The sequence below is a fragment of the Tenacibaculum sediminilitoris genome, from assembly GCF_964513795.1.
GTDB lineage: Bacteria > Bacteroidota > Bacteroidia > Flavobacteriales > Flavobacteriaceae > Polaribacter > Polaribacter sediminilitoris.
In genome coordinates, this window is the sequence record NZ_CAZEQR010000011.1 from 83,745 (window position 1) to 103,626 (window position 19,882).

Annotated in this window: 17 protein-coding genes; 4 read left to right on the forward strand and 13 right to left on the reverse strand. The window is 30.9% G+C overall.

Annotated features, from left to right (window positions below; translation table 11 throughout):
* Positions 1 to 6: 6 nt before the first annotated feature.
* Genes miaA through ACKTSW_RS04215 form a run of 8 tightly spaced genes read right to left on the reverse strand, consistent with a single transcriptional unit; the run spans position 7 to position 8,029 of the window.
* On the reverse strand, positions 7 to 936 hold the full coding sequence (gene miaA, locus ACKTSW_RS04180) for a tRNA (adenosine(37)-N6)-dimethylallyltransferase MiaA (protein WP_408024020.1): 930 nt from the start codon (positions 934 to 936) through the stop codon (positions 7 to 9).
* On the reverse strand, positions 937 to 1,752 hold the full coding sequence (locus ACKTSW_RS04185) for an ion transporter (protein ID WP_408024021.1): 816 nt from the start codon (positions 1,750 to 1,752) through the stop codon (positions 937 to 939).
* Between the two features lie 32 nt (positions 1,753 to 1,784).
* Positions 1,785 to 2,882 (reverse strand): exonuclease domain-containing protein, encoded by a 1,098-nt coding sequence (locus ACKTSW_RS04190; RefSeq protein WP_408024022.1) that lies wholly within the window; start codon positions 2,880 to 2,882, stop codon positions 1,785 to 1,787.
* Positions 2,883 to 2,915: 33 nt separating this feature from the next.
* On the reverse strand, positions 2,916 to 3,584 hold the full coding sequence (locus ACKTSW_RS04195) for a YggS family pyridoxal phosphate-dependent enzyme (protein ID WP_408024023.1): 669 nt from the start codon (positions 3,582 to 3,584) through the stop codon (positions 2,916 to 2,918).
* Between the two features lie 24 nt (positions 3,585 to 3,608).
* Positions 3,609 to 4,847 (reverse strand): DUF1015 domain-containing protein, encoded by a 1,239-nt coding sequence (locus ACKTSW_RS04200; RefSeq protein WP_408024024.1) that lies wholly within the window; start codon positions 4,845 to 4,847, stop codon positions 3,609 to 3,611.
* 3 nt (positions 4,848 to 4,850) lie between these two features.
* A complete protein-coding gene (locus tag ACKTSW_RS04205; protein WP_408024025.1) occupies positions 4,851 to 5,804 on the reverse strand; it encodes an NAD(P)-dependent oxidoreductase in 954 nt (317 codons plus the stop codon).
* Between the two features lie 46 nt (positions 5,805 to 5,850).
* Positions 5,851 to 6,915 (reverse strand): 3-phosphoserine/phosphohydroxythreonine transaminase, encoded by a 1,065-nt coding sequence (gene serC / locus ACKTSW_RS04210; protein WP_408024026.1) that lies wholly within the window; start codon positions 6,913 to 6,915, stop codon positions 5,851 to 5,853.
* Positions 6,916 to 6,967: 52 nt separating this feature from the next.
* A complete protein-coding gene (locus tag ACKTSW_RS04215; RefSeq protein ID WP_408024027.1) occupies positions 6,968 to 8,029 on the reverse strand; it encodes an acyl-CoA reductase in 1,062 nt (353 codons plus the stop codon).
* A 70-nt stretch (positions 8,030 to 8,099) separates the two neighbouring features.
* Between ACKTSW_RS04215 and ACKTSW_RS04220 the strand changes: the two genes are divergently transcribed.
* Entirely contained in the window at positions 8,100 to 8,450 is a 351-nt protein-coding gene (locus ACKTSW_RS04220) for a 4Fe-4S dicluster domain-containing protein (RefSeq protein ID WP_408024028.1), read from the forward strand.
* A gap of 113 nt (positions 8,451 to 8,563) precedes the next feature.
* Here ACKTSW_RS04220 and ACKTSW_RS04225 read toward each other — a convergent pair whose 3' ends face one another.
* The 4 genes from ACKTSW_RS04225 to ACKTSW_RS04240 form a co-directional block, all read right to left on the reverse strand.
* Positions 8,564 to 11,326 carry a TonB-dependent receptor gene (locus tag ACKTSW_RS04225; RefSeq protein ID WP_408024029.1) on the reverse strand — a complete coding sequence of 921 codons (2,763 nt, stop codon included), beginning with the start codon at positions 11,324 to 11,326 and terminating at the stop codon, positions 8,564 to 8,566.
* Positions 11,327 to 11,446: 120 nt separating this feature from the next.
* A complete protein-coding gene (locus ACKTSW_RS04230; RefSeq protein ID WP_408024030.1) occupies positions 11,447 to 14,383 on the reverse strand; it encodes a TonB-dependent receptor in 2,937 nt (978 codons plus the stop codon).
* A 16-nt stretch (positions 14,384 to 14,399) separates the two neighbouring features.
* The gene (locus tag ACKTSW_RS04235) at positions 14,400 to 15,404 is read right to left on the reverse strand and encodes a FecR family protein (RefSeq protein WP_408024031.1); all 1,005 of its coding nucleotides are present in this window, start codon (positions 15,402 to 15,404) and stop codon (positions 14,400 to 14,402) included.
* An 86-nt stretch (positions 15,405 to 15,490) separates the two neighbouring features.
* Positions 15,491 to 16,057, reverse strand: a complete 567-nt coding sequence (locus ACKTSW_RS04240; protein ID WP_408024032.1) for an RNA polymerase sigma factor — start codon at positions 16,055 to 16,057, stop codon at positions 15,491 to 15,493.
* Positions 16,058 to 16,208: 151 nt separating this feature from the next.
* Between ACKTSW_RS04240 and ychF the strand changes: the two genes are divergently transcribed.
* Both ychF and ACKTSW_RS04250 read left to right on the forward strand, forming a co-directional pair.
* On the forward strand, positions 16,209 to 17,300 hold the full coding sequence (gene ychF / locus ACKTSW_RS04245) for a redox-regulated ATPase YchF (RefSeq protein ID WP_408024033.1): 1,092 nt from the start codon (positions 16,209 to 16,211) through the stop codon (positions 17,298 to 17,300).
* Between the two features lie 79 nt (positions 17,301 to 17,379).
* Positions 17,380 to 18,054 carry a DUF2461 domain-containing protein gene (locus tag ACKTSW_RS04250; RefSeq protein WP_408024034.1) on the forward strand — a complete coding sequence of 225 codons (675 nt, stop codon included), beginning with the start codon at positions 17,380 to 17,382 and terminating at the stop codon, positions 18,052 to 18,054.
* On the opposite strand, the gene ACKTSW_RS04255 is transcribed toward ACKTSW_RS04250, so the two are convergent.
* Positions 18,051 to 19,388: an MATE family efflux transporter gene (locus tag ACKTSW_RS04255; protein ID WP_408024035.1), complete on the reverse strand. Its 1,338-nt coding sequence runs from the start codon at positions 19,386 to 19,388 to the stop codon at positions 18,051 to 18,053. The genes ACKTSW_RS04250 and ACKTSW_RS04255 overlap by 4 nt on opposite strands.
* 89 nt (positions 19,389 to 19,477) lie before the next feature.
* On the opposite strand from ACKTSW_RS04255, the gene ACKTSW_RS04260 reads away from it, so the two are divergent.
* A complete protein-coding gene (locus ACKTSW_RS04260) occupies positions 19,478 to 19,864 on the forward strand; it encodes an acyl-CoA thioesterase (RefSeq protein ID WP_408024036.1) in 387 nt (128 codons plus the stop codon).
* Positions 19,865 to 19,882 lie beyond the last annotated feature (18 nt).

The following is a 19,882-nucleotide window of genomic DNA, read 5'->3' on the forward strand; positions in this document are numbered from 1 at the left end:
AGAGAACTAATTTTTCTCTGGCTTTTGTTTTAATCTAATTTGTATTGAGTTTATTATTTGCTGAATGTCCTCTTGAAAATCAAACCATAAAATGTTTGAATCTTTGCGAAACCATGTTCCTTGTCGTTTGGCAAACCTTCTTGAATTTTTTTTAATTTCCTCAATAGCAAATTCTTTGGTAAAGGTACCTTCAAAATATTCAAATAATTCTCTATACCCTACAGTTTGTAGTGCATTAAGGTTTCTATGAGGATGTAGTTTCTCAGCTTCTTCAATCAAACCCTTTTCAATCATAATATCTACACGACGATTAATACGGTCGTACATAATTTCTCTATCGGCAGTCAATCCTATTTTTATAAATTGAAAATTACGTGGGGTTTTTGGTTTGTTTTTAAAAGAACTATATGTTTTTTGGGTACCTATACAAACCTCTAAAGCACGTATTAATCGATGTGGATTGTCAATGGCAATCGTATTATAAGCTTCAATATCAAGTTCTTTTAATCTTTTTTGAAGATATTCTATTCCTTTATTCTCTAATTTGGTAGTTAAATCGACTCTTATTTGTGGATCTACATCAGGAAAATAGTCTAATCCTTTTAAAACAGCATCTACATACAAACCACTTCCGCCTACCATAATTTGAATAGGGTTTTGCGAAAATAATTCCTCTAGTTTAGCTAATGTATCTTTTTCAAACTGTCCTACTGAATAGTCTTCAAAAATACTTCTATTTTGAATAAAATGATGTGGCGCTGATGCTAGCTCTTCAGGGGTAGGAACAGCTGTTCCTATAGCCATTTCTTTGTAAAATTGACGAGAGTCACATGAAACAATATCACAGTTAAAATGCTGTGCCAATTTAATACTTAGTGCTGTTTTACCAATAGCTGTAGCTCCAACAATAGTAATTAACGTATTTTCTTGTGACATTTAGTTTAGCTTAGTTCCGCAATGATAACAAAATTCTGCGTCATCTTTATGACCACTATAAGAACAATTAGAACAAGATTGTGTATTTAGATGTACCTCTTTTTTAGTCATTTCAGAACTTACTATCCCTGTAGGAATCGCTATAATAGCATAACCAATAATTACAGTAATACTTGCAATAAACTGTCCTAAAGCAGTTTGAGGAGCAATATCTCCATAACCAACAGTTGTAAGTGTTACTATTGACCAATAAATACTTCTAGGAATACTTGTAAAACCGTTATCTGCTCCTTCTATAAAATACATTACAGAGCCTAAAATGATACAAATAATTAACACAAAATAAAGAAATACTCCAATTTTTGCCTTACTAGCATTTAATGCTTTTATTAATTGATTTGATTCTCCGATGTATCTAGACACTTTTAATATTCTGAAAACCCTTAATAGGCGTAATGCTCTTAAAGCAATTAAACTGCTATGTGTACCCACAAAAAAGAAGGTTAGGTACATTGGAATTGTAGATAGTAAATCAATAATACCATAAAAACTAAAGATATATTTTGTTGGCTTTTTAATTGATATTATTCGAAGAATATATTCAATAGAAAAAAAGATGGTAATAATCCATTCAGAAATGTATAAAAAATCATGATGTTTATTATCAAAATCCTCAACACTTTCAAGCATTACTAAGATAATACTTGCCAAAATTGCAAATAATAAAACGATATCAAATAATTTACCAGCAGGGGTGTCTGCTTCATAGATTACTTCATGTAATTTTTCTCTCCAATTAAGTGTTTTTTTATTCAAAAGATAAGGTTTTTGAATGCTTTGTAGCAATATTACAAATTATTTTCAACTTGAAATCGTACTATTTTAGACACGTTGTTTTTTAGTAAATATTTTTTAATTATTGTTTTAGCTAGCTCTTTGTTTTCAATAGGAGTTAGCATTGATTTTAGAATAGATATTTGGTTCTCTTGAAAAGCAAGATTGGTATAGGTGTACCCTACAACTTCATTTTCTTTAATTAAAATTACAGCGTGTTCTTCTGGTGTTCTACCTTTATCGATAATAAGCATATTATCATGATTAAAATTTTTATCAGTAATTTTTATTTTTCTTATAATATTATACTTAGGTCTAAGTTTTTCGAGCTCTAACTGGTATTTTAAACGTGTGAAAAGTATGTTTCCTGTTTCTTCATAGGAAACTTTAGAAACTCTTTTTATTACTTTTAAAGCTTTTCGAGTTTCTTTTAAAAAGAGTTTGTTCGTTTCTTGTTTCACATTTTTACCTCTCCCTATAAAAATAATAATTCCCTCATGATTATGTACATAAAAAACACCTTCTTTTTCAGGTAAATTATCTAATATTCTCTGAATACGAAATTTTTCGTGCCTATTATCAAAATACTTTATAGACTGTTGAATTATATTTTTTTTAACATCTTTATCTATCAGTAGTTTAAAAAGTTGAATAGTAGCTAGTGCGTCACCTGTTGCTCTATGACGGTCAGACATTGGAATTCCTAAAAATTTACATAATTTACCAAGACTATGAGATGGCGACTCAGGGATGAGTTTTTTACTTAAGGTAACAGTACAAAGTGTATTACGTTTGTATTTATACCCTAATCGGTCAAATTCGGTACGAAGAATACGGTAATCAAAATTAGCATTGTGTGCTACAATAAAGCAGTCTTGGGTAATTTCAATAATTCTTTTAGCTACTTCATAAAATTTAGGGGCATTTCTTAACATTTTATTGTTAATTCCTGTAAGTTTTACAACAAACTCCTGAATTTCTTTTTCTGGATTTACTAGACTAATGAATTGATCTACAATTTGATGCCCGTCATATTTATAGATGGCAATCTCTGTAATTCCTTCTTCGTTATATTTTCCTCCAGTAGTTTCAATGTCTAAAATAGCGTACAAATCTCTTCTCCTTTTAAGCTGACTTATGTAAATCTAAGCAATATAATTTCTAACTCCAAAAATTGAGCTTCCTATTCGTACCATAGTACTACCATTTTGTATGGCTAATTTATAATCTCCACTCATTCCCATTGAAAGAATTGATAACTCTGAATATTTTTCCTGATTTTTATTGAAGAAATCAGCCAATGATGAAAATTCATCTTGTAATTGTTCTTGGTTGTCTGTAAATGTAGCCATTCCCATTAAGCCCACAATTTTTACATTTTCTAATTCTTTTAATGTTTCTGAGGCTAAAATATTTTTAATATCAGTAAATGGTAATCCAAATTTGGTATCTTCTTTAGCTATTCGAGCTTGTAACAAACAATTGATAATTCTATTGTGCTTTTTAGCTTGTTTATTTATTTCTTTCAACGTTTTAAAGCTATCTACGCCGTGAATTAAATCAACAAAATGAGCCATGTACTTTACTTTATTGCGTTGTAAATGCCCAATCATGTGCCATTTTATATCTTTAGGTAATTCATCGTACTTAGTCACCATTTCTTGAATTTTATTTTCACCAAATATTCGCTGACCAGCATCATAGGCTTCCTGTAAATCGGCGATAGGCTTAGTTTTAGAAACAGCAACTAATGTTACATTTTCTGGTAGTGTTGATTTTATTTTTTGAAGATTTTCTTTAATTCCTGTAATCATAATAGTTGTTTATCAGACTTTATACTAAAACTCGTAAATAGTTAAAGCACTTCTTAGCTTAGGTTCTATGTAGGTTGTTTTCGGTGGCATCATTAAACCAGCATCAACAATAGTTTTTAGTTCTTGAATGTTAGTGGGTAACATTCCAAAAGAAACTTTAAACTCACCACTATCTACTTTTGTTTTTAGCTCCAACCCATCAGATTTATCTTGTGAATATACAATCTTGGAGGCGTTTCTAATATCCTCAATTCCTAAAACAGGTTCTAAAACAGTGGTATATAAAATATAAGCATCTAATTCGCTTAAACAATCAGTAAACTCATAAGCTGATTTACGTAAATATAAAGCATAAAACTCACCATTTAAATACATGCTAAAATGATGCTTTTCTTTAGGCCTGTATAGTTCTTGTCCACGGTTTTCAATTCTAAAGTGTGTGTCAAGCTCCATTAAAAGTTCTTCGGGTGTTAATCCGTTTAAATCTCTTATAAATCTATTGAATTCATAAATTTTTACCTGACTCTCAGGTAATAGGTAACTCATAAAAAAGTTATAGTCTTCTTTTCCTGTATGCCTAGGATTGTTCTCTGCTAAATTTTTTGCTAATAAACATGAAGATGTTGAACGATGATGTCCATCGGCAATATATAGGGTGTTAACATCTTTGAATGCTTTAGCTATTTCTTCAACATCTTTCTCATCATTTATTACCCATAAAAAATGTAAATACTTGTCAGATGTAGAGAATTCATACTCAGCTCTTTTCTTCTGATATTTTTTTACAATAGAGTTAATTACAGTATTGTCAGGGTAGGTGAGTAGTACAGGTTCTGCATTAAAGCCTGTATTTTTTAGGTAGTTTTCGAACAATAATTCACGTTCTTTTAGTGTGTCTTCGTGTTTTTTTATTACTTCTTTATGATAATCTTCAACAGATGTGGCTGCTATAATTCCACAAAAACTATTATTAGGTGTTTTTTTTTGATAAATATAATAAGCAGGAGTTTCATCTTGCTTAAAGATTTCATTTTCTTTAAACTCTAAGTAACGATTGTGTACCAATTTAAAACGCTGTTCTCCTGTTACATCTTGTTTATGATATTTATAACCTGGGTTAATTACGTGTAAAAAAGTATACGGGTTAAAATCGAGTTTAGCTCCAATTTCCGCAGGGGTATAAATTTCATAAGATTTAGAAGATACTAAAGCAACTTTATCACGGGTAGCTCTAACTGCTTTAAATGGTTTTACAATTGCCATAAATTATTCGTTTAGTAATTCGATGATTTTATTAGCAAGTTCAATCCCAACTCTATCTCTTGCTTCAAGCGTTGAAGCTCCAATATAAGGTGTCATCGATATTTCAGGATTCATTAATAATTGAATTTCAGGTCTTGGTTGACTTTCAAAAACGTCTAATCCTGCATATTTAATCTTTCCGCTTTCAATAGCTTTAATTAAATCCACCTCATTTAAAACACTTCCATGGGAAGTGTTTATAATTCCTATCCCTGTTTTCATTTTATCAAACAACGAGGCTTCTATTATATATCCTTCTTGCGCTGGAAGGTGCAAGGTTATAAAATCTGATTTTGATAATAAATTGTCTATAGTATCTGTTTCAATAAAAAAATCTACTGATTGTCCATCAAAAAAAGAAATAGTGATAGTAGCATTATCTACTTCAGTATCAGTAGCTATGACTTCCATACCTAAGGCTAAAGCAGTTTTTGCGACTTCTTGTCCTACTGTATCAAATCCTATAATACCTAATGTTTTGCCTCTTAACTCCGTTCCTTGTGAGTACTCTTTTTTTAAAGCATTAAAACGCATATCTCCTTCTAAAGGCATTTCACGATTTGATTGGTGTAAAAAGCGAACCATTCCAAGTAAATGGGCAAATACAAGTTCTGCAATTGAAGTAGCAGAAGCATCTTCGCTATTCACTACATGAACTCCATTATCAATAGCATAATCTACATCAATATTATCCATTTCTGTTCCAGCACAAGCAATAAGCTTTATACTTGGGCAGGCATCAATCAACTCTTGTCGTATTTGTGTAGTATTTCCTACAACAATAGCATCAATAGTATGATCGTTTATATAGTTTTCTAATTGTTCTTGTGCAACTTTAGTGTTAATTACTTCAAAGCCTTTGCTTTCTATAGCCTGTATTCCACTAGTGGAAATTCCTTCATTCATTAATATCTTCATCGTTCTTAAATATTATATAATGTCATTGTAAAAAAATGATGTTTTTCTAACTTATTCTTTCTAATTCTTGCATTACATCCACTAAAGCTTGAACACTGAATAGAGGTAAAGCGTTATACATACTTGCACGGTAACCACCAACACTTCTATGACCATGTAATCCATTAATGTTGGCTTCTTGCCACATTTTATCAAACTTAGTTTGTAAGTTTTTATCAACTAAGGTAAAAGTAGCGTTCATATCACTTCTATCTTCTGTAGTAGCAACTCCTTTAAATAAAGGATTTCTGTCTATCTCACTATATAGTAAAGCTGATTTCTTTTTGTTTACCTTTTCAATAAACTCGATGCCTCCTAAATTTTTTAACCATTCTAATGTTAGCATGGAAGTATATACAGCAAATACAGGAGGTGTATTGAACATACTTTCCTTATCAATAATTACCTGATAATTCAACATTGAAGGAATTTGGCGATCTACTTTACCTAAAATTTCTTCTTTTACCACAACTAGTGTAGTACCAGCAGGTCCCATGTTTTTTTGAGCACCTGCATAAATCAAATCAAATTTTGAAAAATCTAGTTGACGAGAAAAAATATCAGAGCTCATATCACATATCATTGGAACCGTAGTTTCAGGAAAGTTCTTCATTTGTGTTCCATAAATGGTATTATTGCTAGTACAGTGAAAATAATCTACATCTACAGGAATTTCATATGCTTTAGGAATGTAGTTGAAGTTTTTATCTTTAGAAGAAGCAACTTCTATCAATTCACCAAATAGCGTAGCTTCTTTTATCGCTTTGTCACTCCAAATTCCTGTATTTAAATAGGCTGCTTTTTTATTCAGTAAATTATAGGCTACCATTAAAAATTGCATGCTAGCACCACCTTGTAAAAACAATGCTTTATAGCCTTTGTTCTCTAACCCTAATAACTCTAGGGCTAAACTTCTAGCTTTTTCAATTACATCTACAAAAGGTTGACTTCTGTGAGATATTTCGATTAAAGACAGATTTTCATTGTTAAAATCGATAATTGCTTCGGATGCTTTTTTTAGTACCTCTTCAGGTAAAATACAAGGCCCTGCACTTAAGTTATGTTTTTTCATTTGTGTTGTTGTGTTTAGCTACACAAAGGTGCAAATTTATATAGAGACTTTTTTAAATTTTAGATAAAAACTCTAGTGTATTTACTCCGTCAGCATAGTCATATAACTTAGGGTGTTGTGTTTGTCCAAACGCTATTTCATTTTCAATAAAATCACTTGCTACAATACACTGAATTTGATCTCTGTCTTCCCAAAGTTTAATTTTTAAATCATCAGTATTTTCATAGTATTCATAGAAAACAGAGGAGATAGGCGAGGCGTAGCTCTTATCTTCTTTAACCATTAAAAAGCCGTTTTCTAAAATATTAAATTCACTCATTAAATACACCGCTTTATTGTAATCGTAATTATTGGCATATTTCGTATTATTAATAATTTCATGTTGTTGATACATTCCGTTGAAAAAAGCATCAAAGTTATAGTTTTTGGGGATAAATATTTTAGAAACTGAACGACAACCCAAGCCGAAGTAACGAAAAATATCTTCACTTAAATTTTGCATTTGTTTTTCAGATTCGTTTCCGCTTAAAACAGCAACAGAATTTCTGTTTTTTCTAATAATACTTGGCTTACCTTTAAAATAGTATTCAAAATAACGAGCAGTATTATTACTACCAGTAGCAATAACAGCATCGAAGTCAGTTAACTTCTCCTCGGTAAATGTAATTTTTCCTTTTAATTCAGGTTCAACATACTCTAAATATTTTGCTAAAAAAGGAAGTAAGTGTTTATCGTTTGAAGATTGTTTAACCAGTACTGAATGTCCAGAAATAAGCACTGATAAAAAATCATGAAATCCTACTAGAGGTATATTTCCAGCCATGATAATAGCAACCAATTTAGAATCATTTTTACCTAAATTTTCTTTGTTTACCCATTGTGTTAAGTTATCAGAAATGAGTGCTTTTGACCAGTTTTCTATCGAAAATAATAGGTTTTCTTTTGTAAACCAAGAGTTATTTTCTTTAGCTATTTTTAGCTGATGCTTAAAGCCATCAAAAAAGAACTCATTGTGTTCTATATGCTCTTTTCTCTCGATTTTTTCTTGAGAGAATTGACTTAAAAATTCTCCTAGTTTATGAAAAGCGTTAATTCTACTTTTTATACTATCCATTTATTTGGTTCTAAATTAAATTGGAACTATTTTTGCGAATGCAAAGTTACAAAACTGAAAGAGATTAATTATGGCAATTATAATAACTGATGAATGTATAAACTGCGGGGCTTGTGAACCTGAATGTCCAAACACAGCTATTTACGAAGGATCAGACGATTGGAAATATGCAGATGGAACTGATTTAACTGGAAATGTAGTTTTACCAAATGGTAAATTTGCGAATGCAGATGAAGACCAAGAGCCAATTTCAGATGAAATTTATTACATTGTTGTTGATAAGTGTACAGAATGTAAAGGTTTCCATGAAGAACCTCAATGTGCAGCAGTTTGTCCTGTAGATTGTTGTGTTCCTGATGAAGATAATGTTGAAACAGAAGAAGAATTGTTAGCAAAACAACGTTTTATGCATAATGATTAAATAGTTTATAGAGACTATTTGTTGTTTTAAAAAAATACTAAATATTAAGAGACTAAATATTCAATAAAAAAATTGAAGTATTTAGTCTCTTTTTTATTACATAAGTGAAACAATTAAAATTTATAGTTAACAGATAAATTAAATAGAGAACCTAATTGACTAAAATGATAACCATCATAAGTCATTTGTGAATATCTCTGATTAAACGTAATTAAATTTGATTGTGTTTTTACTTGAGCAGGGTCGTTTAAAATTGCTTGACCATTGGCGTTTTCAGCTTTAAAGCTCCACTCAGGTAATACGTCTAATATATTATTAGCATTGAAAGAAATCGTCCAATTCTTATCAACATTAAAGTTTACTCCGAAATCTGTAACGATTTTAGGTGTGAATTCTGTTCTTAAATTAGAATCTAAACCTTGTTGTTTAAAGGTAGTTTTTCCAAAATAGGTATTGTTTACAGAGAAACCAAATTTACCGATATCATACGTTGTACCTAAAATCCATTTTGTTTTGGGTCTTGAAGTGAAGAATAGCGCTTCTTGAGTAGCATTAACAACAGATTGTCCTGAATTTGCAGCGAAAGCAGGATTTTTAACAGCTCCATCTCTTTCGTTTTCAATAGTGTAGTTACCAGATAAATTGAAACCTAATTTACCATTTCCAACTTCTAATCTATTGTAACTAAATACGAAGTCTAAACCTGAAGTTTTAGTATCAATTGCATTTACGAAGAAACTAACATCAGATAAACCTGCAAATGCCTGAGTGTTTGGAGGAGTCAACTCAGTACTTAGTACGATTCTATCATCTACAGCAATACTGTAATAATCAATAGTAAATGAGAAGTTTTTAAAAGGCTTACCTCCAATTCCAACAGTAAAGTTAGTAGATTCTTCAGCGTTTAATTTAGGAATCCCTAACAAACGAGCTTGAGGCGATACATTATTTACCAAACCACCTACTTGAATTCCTTGACCTGGAACAAAACTATACTGAGCTTTTTGAGTGTAAATTTGATGTAATGTAGGCGCTCTAAATCCTGTAGAAACAGAAGCTCTTAAGGTATATTTATCATCAGCAAATTTATAACGTGAACTAGTTTTCCAAACAAAAGTACTTCCAAAGTCTGAATAGTTCTCAGCTCTTACAGTTCCGTTGATTAGGAAATCTTTGTTAATATCCCAATCTAAACTTAGATATCCTCCTAAATTATATCGATTAAAATTACCTGAATTCTCTGGTCTATTTCCTGCAAACGAATCTGCACCACCACCATCGTAAGACGCTAAACCTCCTTCAATAACCTCAAAGTTTTCCGTTCTAAACTCAGCACCTAACGCTATAGAAACCTGATCTGATAATACTTTTGAAATATCTATATTACCTACTACGTGGTTAAAAGCCGTTCCTCCAGGGTCAAAACTAATAGGACTATTTTCTCTATATAATTGAGAACTTTCAGAAAGCTCTCCTAGATCTACAATTCCATTGTTATTTGAGTCAACCCATGTTGTAGGTGATAAAACAACATTACCGTTATGAGAGTTGCTAATACTGTACGTTTGTTCATTACCTCCAAAAGTTACACTGGCATCTACATTCCAATCATTCAACTTAGATTTGAATCCGATTGTTCCATTATAGTCATTTAAATTACCTTCAAAGGTAGGAACATAACCGTCATATCCTCTAGGGTTTGTTGGGTTGCTACCTGGAAAAAAGTTAGCTAAATAAGGATAATCATCAAGCGTTCTCCAGTAAGGAGTTCTGTAATTAGCAAAGCTATTTACCTTTTTATATACATATGCAGCGTTGAAGTATAACTGGCTTTTTTCATTTAAATCTACGGCTCCATTGACTAAGAATTTAGCAGCAGTTGTTTCAGGAGAACCATTAATGTTTCCTGCGTCTGGTCTTCTTGATAAAAATTCTCTAACATCATTAATATCAGCACCAAAGTCAGCAGCCTCTCCTTCAGCATCAACTATACCTGGTCTGTTTGCTAAAGCTGTTTTAGAGAAATCGATGGTGTAATTTATAAAACCTTTACCGCTTCCGATTTTATCTCCGTTATTAATACTTACTCCTAGCATTTCTCCATCACCTTCTCCTGTAACTCCTGATCTAAAAGTTGCAGATCCATTTTTATAATCATCTTTTAAAATGATATTCATTACTCCCGCAATTGCATCAGAACCGTATTGAGCAGAAGCTCCATCACGTAAAATCTGAATTGATTTAATAGCATCTGTAGGGATTCCTGAGATGTCTGCACCAGTTTCACCTCTACCTGGAGAAGTTTGTGTGTATAACAAAGAACTTAAATTCTTACGCTTTCCATTGATAAGTATTAAAGTTCTACTAGGTCCCATATTTCTAATTTCATAAGGATCTAATAGTGATGTTGCATCGTTAACAGGTGTGTTTACTGTGTTAAACGAAGGTATTTTGTATTGTAATGCTTTGTCAAAAGTAGTCTGTCCTGTAGCTTGTAATTCTTTTACACCTACAATATCCACTGGTAATGGACTTGAAGTATTACTTCTAGCAGGAGTTCTACTACCAGTAATAACTACTTCATCAAGTTGAAGACCTTCTTTTAAGGTAATATCAAATATGGTTTTTCCACCAACTGTAATTTCTTGCGTTTCAAAACCTGAAAAACTCACAACCAAAATTGCACCTTCTTTTACTGTGAGTTGGAATTTTCCATCAAAATCTGTATTGGTACCATTTAGAGTACCTTTTTCCAAAATATTAGCCCCTGGTAGTACTTCATTAGTAGCATCTTTTACGGTTCCAGAGATTTTCATCTGAGACCATGATAGGCTACTAAACGCAAAGGCAAAAAGTAATGTTAAGAGTTTTTTCATAAAATAAAAATTTAGTTAATAATTAAGAAGATGATTAGTATTTTAATATTTTTTTAACAACCACCTTTCATATTCATTAAGTATATTTTATTTATTTTATACTCCTTATTTTTAAAAAAATTAGAATTTTACCAGAAACTTACTGTAATAAAAACTACCATTTGTGCCCATTTGTACGGCATCCCAAACGCCACCACTATCAGTGTTTTCAGATTGTTGAGAGGGGTATGTGTTAAACAAATTATCAACTCCAACTTGAAAAGAAAAATTTTTGTTTATTTCGTAAGAAATATGAGAATCTAAAGTGTATTTTGATTTATAATGATCAATTGAAGCTCGTAATCGCTCTTCAGAAGAGTTGTTAAAATTACTTAAAGGTTTATTAATTTGCCAATCTATAAGTTGCAAATTACTAAATTTAGTGATTGAACTGCTTATTGTAAAATTACCAAAAGTATAAATTGCGTTAAGGATAAGTTTATATTTTGGAGCAGAGGCTTTTAAAAAATACTGTTCTCTTGTTCCGAAGAAAGTTTCCTGGTGTAAATCGTTGTTTTGAATACTAGTAATTTCCATTTTATTCAGATTACCAGAGAGGTTGGTAAGTAGTGTTGAATTGTTAAATTGTTTAGACCAATTAAACCTAAAATCTATACCGTAGGTAGCTGTATTTACACCATTTGCAAAGAATTGCACATTCTGCACATTTGCATTTAAACTTGAGGCATCAAAATTCCCAGTAAGAATAATTCTATCCTTAATAAAGATGTAATAAGAGTCTATAGTAAAAAAAAGATTATTATTAAATTTATGAGTAATTCCCAAACTATAGTTTGTAGCTCTCTCTTCTTTTAATTGGTTTATGCCAAATTTTCGAGTTATAGAATTGTTATTAGCTATTAAAAAAGATTCTACAGGATTGCCACCAATATAATTGGTAAACTTTAAGTTATAGTATATCTGTGCTAATGAAGGGGCTCTAAAACCAGTACTGAAAGAAAAGCGTAGGTTTGTTTTTGGAAGTATTTTATATCTTGAAGCAATTTTTGTATTTATGGTACTTCCAAAATCACTGTAGTTTTCATATCTAAGAGCCGTCGCTAGTAACCATTTTTTAGTGACATCAATTTCGCTATCAAAATATAGACTAAAACTGGTTCGGGTTCTGTCAACTTCATTGGTAGGAGCATAGCCAGGAAAACCTTGCGAACCCCCAGGCCTTATTTTTCCGTTTAATGTTGGAATTAAGTTTGAAGGTGTATTATAGGTGATAATATTTCCGTTAATATCATAAGATTGATATGAGCCTAACTCTCCTGAGAATATTTTGTAATTCTCTATTCTGTTTTCAAGTCCCATAGCAATGTGAAGCCCCTTTAAGAAATTATTATAGTTTTTTGATAAGTCTATATTAGTAGCATTTTGACTCAAGCTATGTCCTCCTGCATCAAATTCAGTAGGAGATTTGTCTAATAAGGTAGCGTTTAAAGTTTCTTTGATAAAATAATGGAAATAATTTTTTCCGTAGGTATTGCTAAAGTCTACATGTAAACTGTTTATCCTTCCTTTTATTCCTAATGTTATAGACTTATCAGAAATGTTTGAAGTAATCAGTGGGTTAAAACCTTCTGGATAAATACTGGTTACGTTTCGTTCACTATCATAAGGTCTGGTAAAGGCATAAGCCTGAGTATTTTTATAATTGTAACCTCCATTGGTGTAAGCTTTAATGCTATGTGACATAGGAATTTCTGAATTAAAAAACAAACTGCTACCAGTAAAGGCAGCATCCCCATAATTATTTCTAATACTTGTTCCTTGTCTAAAAGTATGTCCTTTTGTTAAAAATTCCGCAGAAAGGTTCACAAAGCCATTTTCCCTAATTGAAGTACCATAATTAATACCAGCTTTGTAGGTTAAACCATCAATTCTTTTTCTTTTTTTGTCAGAATTATTGTTTGCATTGTGAAAACCAAATGTAGAGCTGACAGTTGTTTCGTTTGAATTGTCGTTTAAGACAATGTTAATTACCCCAGCAATAGCATCAGAACCATATTGAGCAGAGGCTCCGTCTTTTAAAACTTCAATACTTTTTATAGCTGAAGCGGGGATTGCGTTTAAATCAGTACCTGAATTGCCTCTACCTCTAGTTCCGTATAGATTAATGAGAGAAGCTTGATGCCTTCTTTTACCATTAATTAAAACTAATGTTTGATCAGGTCCTAAACCTCTGTAGGTAGCAGGAATAATATGATCAGCTCCATCAGACCCAGATTGCTTAGTCGCATTAAAAGAAGGTATTGTACTTTGAATGAATTGATTTACTTCAGTAAAACCACTCTTTTTTTTCATGTTTTGAATATCAATAACCTCAGTAGATACAGGAGAATCTGATTTTTTTCGCCTATTATTTCTAGAGCCAACGATTAGAACTTCATCTAATTGTACGCCAGCAGTTAAAATTACTCGTATAAATTTTTTTTGAGGGGTAACTGTAAGTGGAGCAAAACCTATGTGCGAAAATTTTACTGAATTTTGCCCTAGTAATTCAAGATCAAATGTACCATCATTTTTCGTTATGGTTCCATTATGAGTATTATTTTCAATGACGTTCACTTTTCTTATAGGTTGATAAAACTCGTCTAGAACAATTCCACGAATAAATGTTTTGTTACTGGTGGTACTCTTGGTGTTATCTGTTGTCAGATGTGAACTTACATACTCTTTGTTTTTACGATGATCTCCTATTAATTTGTTTTCTTGAGCAAGATATAAAACATAGTAGTTATTGCCCAGATAATCAACTTTAAAGGGTGTTACTTTTTTTAATAAAGAAATAGACTGTTCTAAGGTAAGAGCATTGAAAGGAATAACATCTATTTTTTTGTTTTGGATACTTAATGGATTGTAAGTAAAAAAAATATTGTTTTTACGGCTAATACTATCTAACGCTTCTTCTAGTGATATAAATTTTTGATCTTGACCATACGAAAAGCCAAAAACAAATAAGAATACAAAAAAGCAGAAGGTGCATAAGTTTATATTCTTACAGGTCATTGAAAACAAAGTTTAACTAGTTCTTGTAAACGACTAAATTACTACTTTCTTTTTTGATAGCTACTCCAGTAGATTTTCTTATTGCATTAAGGCAAATATCTAAGTTATGTGTAGGTACTGTACCTGTTATTAAGATGTTTTTAACATCAGTAGTTTTGTATTTAAAGCTAACCCCATAAGTGTCAGAAACTCTATTTAAAGCTTTTTCTAAGGTATAATTGTAAAACACTAATTTGCCATTTTTCCAAGAAGTTTGTTCTTCTTTAGAACTTACATTTTTATCTATTAAAATCTTTTTGTCTTTTGATGAATACTCTATGTAGTTACCAGGGGACATCTTTTTAAATTCACCATTATTAAGAGTTAACCAAATGTTTCCTTCTTCCAAGTACACTCTGGTCTTTTTTCTTAGTGTGTTAACATTGAATTGAGTACCATAAACTTCAACAACCAAATCGTTAGTATGAACCCAAAATTTTGCATTTGAAGTTTCTTTTTTATGAACCTTGAAATAGGCTTCGCCTTTTAACCAAACTTTTCTAGCATCATTTTTTTTGTAAGATATACTCGAATTTGAGTTGAGAATAACCTGAGTTCCATCTATTAACTTTAGCTCAAGAACTTCTCCATAAGCTGTTTTATGTGTAATTTTTGAAAATTCAAAATAAGTAAAAATACTAAAGCACAGTATAACAGCAATACTAGCTGCTATTGCATATTGGATAATTGGATATTTTTGTTGAGTAACTTTATTTTTTGCTTTTTTATCTTGAATGTTTTTAAGTTTAAACTCTAGTTTATTCCATTCAAATGCAATTTTTTCTTCAGAAAGATTACTTTCTTTAAAGTTGATGCCTAATAGAATATCACGTGCTTCATAAGCCATATTCTTTTTAGTTGAATTGTTCTTCAACCAAAAATCCCAAAAAGAAACATCTGATAACTGGCTATTAAAAGCCCAATTTTTAAAAGATACATCATTTAAGAAATCGTGAATTGTATTGTACGTTTTTTTTGTCATTAAATAATATAAATACTAAGGCATACACACTTATATAAGAGTGTAAATTATTAAATATACTCTTTTAGTGGTACAAATTTATGAATTTAATAATTTAATAATTTATCGATAGCTACATCTTCTCTTAAATTCTTAATGGCTTTGTGAAGAGTATTGATAACGCTTTGATAGTTAATGTTCATAGTTTCAGCTATTTCATTCGCCTTGAGGTTACAATGAAACTTTAAATAAATAACTTCGCGTTGTCTTTTAGGTAATTGGTTGATAAGTAAAGCTAAGTTTTTATTTCTAAAAGTTGTTGATTCTTGGTTCGTAATAAATTCTTCTGCGGTAAAATTAATATCCACAATATTGGAATCTACATGCCTAACCATTATATGTTTTTGTCTTTTGTTAATTTTCTTTATGATAAATCTTCTAAACGAAGAAAATAAATAAGGAGCAATTGAATCTAGATCACTCAAGTTCTCTTTGTGCTCATATATGTAAACAAAGAAATCTTGAAGAGCATCCTCTGTTAAAACTTTATCTTTAGAAATTTTTAACCCGTAATTAAATAGAGAAGCATAAAATTTCTTGAATAATATAGAAAAAGATGCAAGGTCACCTTCTTTTAATGATTTCCATAGTATTTCATCTGTTAAGTCACTCATTAATCATTAGTTAAATTTTGTTAAAATTAATAAAAAAATAACAAAGCCATAAAAAACAATTGAGATAGTTTTGTCTTAATAGTTAATATTTGAGTAAATAGTAAAGTAATATACTATATTTGCACTCGCAAAATTTCAATAAAACAATAGAATGAAAGCTGGAATTGTAGGATTACCAAATGTAGGAAAATCAACCTTATTTAACTGTTTGTCGAATGCAAAAGCGCAAAGTGCAAACTTTCCGTTTTGTACCATTGAACCTAATTTAGGAGTGGTTAACGTACCTGATGCTCGTTTAGAAAAGTTAGAAGAATTAGTAAATCCTGAAAGAGTTTTACCAGCAACTGTAGAGATTGTAGATATTGCTGGTTTAGTAAAAGGAGCTAGTAAAGGTGAAGGTTTAGGAAATCAATTTTTAGCGAATATTCGTGAAACAGATGCTATTTTACATGTATTACGTTGTTTTGACAACGATAATATCGTACACGTGGATGGTTCTGTAGATCCTATCCGCGACAAAGAAACTATTGATATTGAATTACAATTAAAAGACTTAGAAACTGTTCAAAAACGTTTAGAACGTGTAAAAAGAACAGCTAAAACAGGTAATAAGGAAGCACAGGTAGAATTAGAGGTTTTATTAAAAGTTGAAGCTACTTTGTTAGAAGGAAAATCTATACGTTCTATTGAGTTCACTGAAAAAGAAGATGAGTTTGTAAAACCTTTACAGTTTATTACAGCAAAACCTGTTTTATACGTTTGTAATGTTGATGAAAATTCAGCTGTTTCAGGAAATGCTTATGTAGATAAGGTAAAAGAAGCGGTAGCAAATGAAAGTGCTGAAGTTATTGTATTAGCAGTAGGAACTGAAGCTGATATAACTGAGTTAGAAGATTATGAAGAACGTCAAATGTTCTTAGCAGATATAGGATTAGAAGAAGCAGGAGTTTCTCGTTTGGTTCGTTCAGCTTATAAGTTATTAGACTTACAAACTTATTTTACAGCAGGAGTTAAAGAAGTAAGAGCTTGGACAATTCCTGTAGGAGCTACAGCACCACAAGCAGCAGGAGTTATTCATACTGATTTTGAAAAAGGATTTATACGTGCTGAAACTATTAGTTATGATGATTATGTATCATTTGGTAGTGAAGCAAAGGTAAAAGAAGCTGGTAAAATGAGAGTAGAAGGAAAAGAATATATTGTTAAAGATGGTGATATTATGCACTTTAGATTTAACGTGTAATCTTTTGATAAATAAAGCATAAACTCCACTAAAAATTAGTGGAGTTTTTTTGTACCTTAGAATTTCAAATTCGCTTACTATGCAACTAGAAAAACAAACACTTCAGTTTTTAAAAGATTTAAAAGAAAATAATAATCGAGAATGGTTTACTGACTTTAAATCACGTTTTACAGAAGCTCAAAACAATGCCAAAGCTCTTTATAAGCAGGTTGAAGAAAACTTAAATAAACATGATGAGATTGATAAGTTTAAGTTGTTTAGAATTTACAGAGATGTACGTTTTTCAAAAGATAAAACACCCTATAAAACACATTTTGGAGGTTCTTTCCATAGAAAAAAACCAGAATTAAGAGGAGGATATTATTTACATATTTCTCCTGGAGATAGTTTTGTTGCTGGCGGGTTTTGGGAGCCTAACAAAGAAGATCTTTTTCGTATCCGTAAAGAGTTTGAAGTAGATGCTTCTGAGATTAGAGAAATTTTAAAAGAAAAAAACTATATAAAACATTTTGGAGGTAAGCTAGAGGGAGATGAGCTTAAAACTGCTCCTAAAGGATTTGATAAGCAGCATCCTGATATTGATTTGATTCGTAAAAAAGGCTATATTGCTATTCAACGTTTTTCTGATAAAGAAGTATTAGCACCCGAATTCTTAACAAAAGTGGATGATGCTTTTAAAGCTTTACGTCCGTTTTTTGATTATATGAGTGATGTGTTAACCACAAACTTGAACGGAGAGAGCATTTTAGATTAATTTAGATTGAGCTTAACTTCTCTTTTTAAGTAAGTATAAGTAATTGCAGTGGATAAAACATCAGCTATTGGAAAAGACACCCAAACACCATTTACCCCATAATATTTAGGTAGAATATACACTAAAGGTATTAAAAAGAAACCTTGTTTTAAGAGGGTTAATAGCAATGCAGGTAAAGCTTTACCTGCTGCCTGAAAATAGGCAGACCCAATTAATTGAGTGGTGATTACTGGTGTTGCTAAAAAAGCTATGATTAATGCATTAGGTGTAAGGCTTAATAGTTTTTCATCTTTCGTAAAAACACCCACCAATTCATTAGGAAATAACATTATCATAATAAAAATTAAAACAGCAATACCAGTACCATAAAGTATAGATATTTTTATAGTTTCCTTAACTCTTGATGTGTTGTTGGCTCCGTAATTGTATCCTGCAATAGGTAAAAAACCTTGTGTAACTCCTAAAACGGGGAATAAAGCAAATAACATAACCCTGTTAACAATACCATAGATTGCAATTGAAATTTCACCTCCATACTTAAAAAGAGAAAAGTTTAAGATAATGGTCAAAATGCTTATTGTTCCCTGTCTCACTACAGTTACTCCTCCTAAAGAAACAATATCTTTTACAATTGAAAGGTTTAATTTAAAATACTTTGGAATAATTTTTAATTGTGTATTTTTTGAAATAAAGAACCATAGAATAAATAATCCACTAACAGCATATGAAATAGAAGTAGCCAAACCAGCACCAAACATTCCTAAATCCATAAACTTGATAAAAACAATATCTAAAAAAATATTCGCAATTGCAGGAAATAACATAGTAAGCATAGCATAATTAGGTTTCCCAACTGCTCTGATGACAGGATTCCCCATCATTGCAAAAGCCAAAAAAGGAACTCCCCAAACAATTACATCAAAATACTCAGTAGCAGGTGTTATAATATCTCCATTTGCCCCAAAAAGTTGTAAAATAGGAGTGCTAAAAAATGTTCCTACTAACACAAATAAAATAGATAATACAATGGTTAATGAAATTTGATTCCCAAAAACTTCAAAAGCTTTATTTTCTTTATTAGCTCCTAATGCTCTAGAAATTATAGAACTTCCTCCAATCCCAACTCCCATTCCTATTGATGATATTAAAAAAGCAATAGGTAATACTACAGTAATTGCAGCAATAGCGAGTACACCAATCCATCTTCCAACAAAAATAGTATCAACTATCATATTAATTGACATCACTAAAATCCCGATAGAAGCAGGAATAGCTTGTTTTAAAATAAGTTGACTAATACTTTTTGTACCTAAGTCGTTAGCGATTTTATTCATGCTGACTAAATTAGTGTGAATTATTCATCAAAAATAAAAAGCAGGTTAGATTTAAGTAATAATTAACATCAATCTTGTAAGTTTGTGGTATGAGTTTATTTGAACAAAAACACCTTGTAACTCCAGAAGAAATAGATGAATACAACCATGTAAATAATGTGGTGTATGTACAATGGATGCAAAATATTTCTGATGCTCATTGGAAAGAGCTTTCTAAAAATGCTAGTAATATTGATTATGTTTGGTTTGTTATTAGGCATGAAATAGCTTATAAAAATCAAGCAATATTAGGAGATGAAGTGATACTTAGAACATGGGTAGGTAAAACAGAAGGAATAAAATCAATACGTCATTTTGAATTTTATAGAGACAAAACACTCTTGGTAAAATCACAAACTACCTTTTGTTTATTAGATGCTAAAACACGTAAACCCAAAAGAATTACGAAAGAAGTTACAAACTTACTTTTACCGTAAAAAGAAATAATATATTTG